Raw genomic sequence first — 3,737 nt, 5'->3', positions numbered from 1 at the left:
CTGCGTCCAGCTCTTCCGCTACCCTAGCCGTTCAACTTGTAAGATTCTGGCGTGTAGATGCAGTCTGCCTGTAGCGAGTTAATAATAACGTGAGGCGTGAACCGTGAAACGTAAGACGACAAAAAGAACATCAAGAACCACCGCCCTCGGGTACAACGAGGACCATGCGAAGAGCGGGATTACCGCACCACTGCCGGACATTGAAACATTCCCGAGCCAATACAAGGGCTACGAAATCACCATCACGATTCCTGAATATACCGCGATCTGCCCGAAGACCGGCCTTCCTGACTTCGGGACCATCACACTACACTACATGCCGGGCAAAGAATGCCTGGAACTGAAGTCGTTGAAAATGTATCTCCACGCGTACAGAAATCTCGGGATCTTCTATGAGAACGCGGTCAATCGTATCCTCCAGGATATCGTAACGGCCTCCAAGCCAGTTTGGGCCAAGGTCACCGGTGAGTTTACAGCGCGCGGTGGATTATCGAGTAAAATCGAAGCAACCTATCCCTAAGAGTCCGGCCCTATCCACAACAGTCCTCTTCTCAATTGACATAGCTATTACACTCGCCTCGAAACGGTCGTGATCGGCTCAGCCGAGCAAAACGTGGCTCAGGCTCCAGGATATACGGCTGCTCCCACCGGATGGCGATGAGAGATCCTCCTGTGGACTCGCACTCTGTCGAACGATGGGGGTTAAGCCTCTCTGCGTCTCGTCCGATAAGTGAAAGAGCGAGCTCTCTCTTTCTATTCTCATCAGGTGAGTGTATGGCTCCACAGGAAGTGGCCATTTCAAACCGCCGCCCCTCATCCTTCAAGCACCGGCTCGGATTGCTTGTCGGTGCCGCAATCATCGCCACCGGAGGGTTCACCCTCGCAGTGCACAATACGGTCACGACGGTGCAAATTCACGGACCGCTCTATGCTCAAATCGCCCTCAGCAAAGACCTGTCGACTGATGCACTCCCCCCTCCGCTCTACATTGTAGACTCCTACCTCGTGACCTTGGAGCTGCTGAGTGCCCCGCCCTCGAAACAAGAAGCCTTCATTGGGCGATTCAAACAGCTCGAACAGGAATTCAGTTTTAAGCACGCTGAATGGCTCAACCGCCTGCCCCCAGGCGGGCTGCGGGACAATCTCATCGAATCTGGCCGGTGGGCAACAGCCTTCTATGAACAATGGAACCGAGAATTTCTCCCGGCTGTAATACGCGGAGACACCCGCATCATGGCAGATCTCGTACATGGCTCTCTCGCCAGCGATTTCGAGCAACATCGACGGAAAATTCTCGAACTCATCCACCTCGCGGACAGGCAGCGCCTCCAAGTCGAAGGAGAAGCCAGCTCCGTGCTCAAGGAGCGAACGTACCTCCTCGGGATCCTGGGTCTAGGCCTGATCGGCACAATTTTCCTGGTGGGCTGGCTCATCAACCGCCAGATCAGCGCGCCTCTCCTGCGCAGGCTCCAAGACAGCGAGGAGCAAACCCGTTCAATCGTGAATAGTGCCTTGGATGCCATCATCGTCATGGACGATCAGGGTCGGATTACCGACTGGAACCCTCAGGCCGAGCAGATCCTCGGATGGACCAGACGCGAAGTGATCGGGCGGAAGCTCTCGGACACCATCGTCCCCCCGCAATATCGCGAGGCCCACAACCGGGGATTGCAACACTACCTGGCAACAGGTGACGGCCCGGCGCTGGGAAAGCGCCTGGAGCTTACCGCGCTGCGCTCCGATGGAACGGAGTTTCCGATTGAACTGGCCATTACACCACTCCGGCTGGCATCGGGGACGACCTTCAGCGGCTTTATCAGGGATATTTCCGAGAGAAAACAGTGGGAGGAAAAGCTGCGCATCGTGGTGGAATCCGCACCAAGCGGTATGGTCCTGGTCGATCAGACCGGCATCATGCGTATGGTGAATGCCGAAATGGAAAAAATCTTCGGGTATCCGCGGGCCGAACTTCTTGGCAAGCCAGTTGAGAGCCTGATCCCTGAGGCCGCGCGACACCAACATGTCAAAGACCGAACCGCTTTTATGGATACGCCCAGTCTAAGAACGATGGGCATGGGGCGTGACCTGAAGGGACGACGAAAGGACGGCTCAGAATTCCCCGCCGAAGTGGGATTGAGGTCGGTGCAGACCGCTGCCGGACTCGTCATTATTGCCACTATTATGGATATTACGGAACGAAAACATGTGGAGACCGAACTACGCCAGGCAAAGGAAAGCGCCGAGGCTGCCACCCTGGCGAAAAGTCAATTCCTCGCCAACATGAGCCACGAAATCAGGACGCCCATGAACGGGGTCCTCGGGATGGCTGAACTGTTGCTGAATACCCCCCTGACCGACAAACAACGGCACCTGGCCGAGAACGTCCATCGGTCCGGCACCGCCCTGCTGGGAGTCATCAACGAGATTTTGGATTTCTCGAAGATCGAGGCCGGCAAGCTGGAGCTGGAGCGACTGGAGTTCGGGCTCCGAGAAACGGTGGAAGAGGCCGTCGATCTGTTTACTGAATCGGCCGGACGGAAAGGGCTGAACTTGACCTGCTTTCTCCCGGAAGAGATCCCTGCCCGTGCCATCGGCGATCCAAACCGGCTCCGCCAGGTGCTCCTGAACCTGGTGGGCAACGCCATGAAGTTCACACAACGAGGCAACGTGACGGTGTGGTTCCACCTCCTGGCGCAGGATGCCCAGACGCTGACGCTGAAATGCGCCGTCACCGACACCGGCATCGGCATCCACCCCTCGGCACAGGCTGGTCTCTTCACCGCATTTTCCCAAGCCGACGGGTCCACCACCAGGCAGTTCGGCGGCACGGGACTCGGGTTGGCCATCGTGAAACAACTCGTGCAGCTCATGGGGGGCGAGGTGGGCCTCGCCAGTGCGCCCGGCCAAGGCTCGACGTTTTGGTTCACGGTGCGCCTGGGCTGTGCCGCACCACGGGACAGCGCCGAGTTGGAGGATGCTCGGTTCCTGACCGGCCTCCGGGTGCTCATCGTGGATGACCATCCGACGAATCTCTTTGTGCTGAACGCACCGCTCACCGCCTGGGGGGCCGAGGTGGTCAGTGCAGACAGTGGCGCCGCATTGGAACTCTTGAGTCAGTATGCGAACAACCGGACACCGTTCGACCTGGCCCTGCTCGACGTCTGCATGCCCGGCATGGACGGCCTCATGCTCGCCCGCGCGATCAAGGCCGATCCCGCACTCCGCACCGTCGGCCTCCTGGCCCTCAACTCCGGAGAGAACCAGGCGCCCGGCTGGCAGACTGAGCCGCTGGGCTTTATCGCATGGCTGCAGAAACCGGTGCGCCAATCAACGTTGCGGGATTGCTTGCGCCGACATCTCCAGGGAGCGACAGCAGCCCCGTCCACTGCCGTGGCAACAGCCCTCACGCCACGGGAAACCGACCGCCGCATACTCCTGGTCGAAGACAATCCCGTCAATCGCGAGGTTGCGATCGGGATACTTGAACTGCTTGGCTACCACGTCGACAGCGCGGAAGACGGGCGCCAGGCCCTCGAACGCTCCGAGACCAGCTCTTACGACCTCATCCTCATGGACTGCCAGATGCCCGTCATGGATGGCTTCACGGCCACAGCGGGCATACGCGAACGAGAACGGCAAACGCAAGCGGCGCACATCCCCATCATTGCGCTAACGGCCAACGCCAGGGAACGAGACCGTGAGCAATGCCTGGCGGCCGGCATGGACGACTATCTGAG

General features: G+C 58.8%; 2 protein-coding genes. Both read left to right on the top strand.

Annotated features, from left to right (window positions below):
- The first annotated feature begins 103 nt into the window (after positions 1-103).
- Positions 104-520, top strand: coding sequence for a preQ(1) synthase (gene queF / locus Q7U76_00065; GenBank protein MDO8354774.1), 417 nt, complete (start codon positions 104-106; stop codon positions 518-520).
- A 254-nt stretch (positions 521-774) separates the two neighbouring features.
- Positions 775-3,737: PAS domain S-box protein (locus Q7U76_00060; protein ID MDO8354773.1), on the top strand; the 2,963-nt coding region annotated here is incomplete at its 3' end.

The sequence above is a fragment of the Nitrospirota bacterium genome, assembly GCA_030645475.1.
Taxonomy (GTDB): Bacteria; Nitrospirota; Nitrospiria; order Nitrospirales; family Nitrospiraceae; genus Palsa-1315.
The sequence above is the reverse complement of the archived record's forward strand: the minus strand, read 5'-3'. Positions and strand labels throughout refer to the sequence as shown.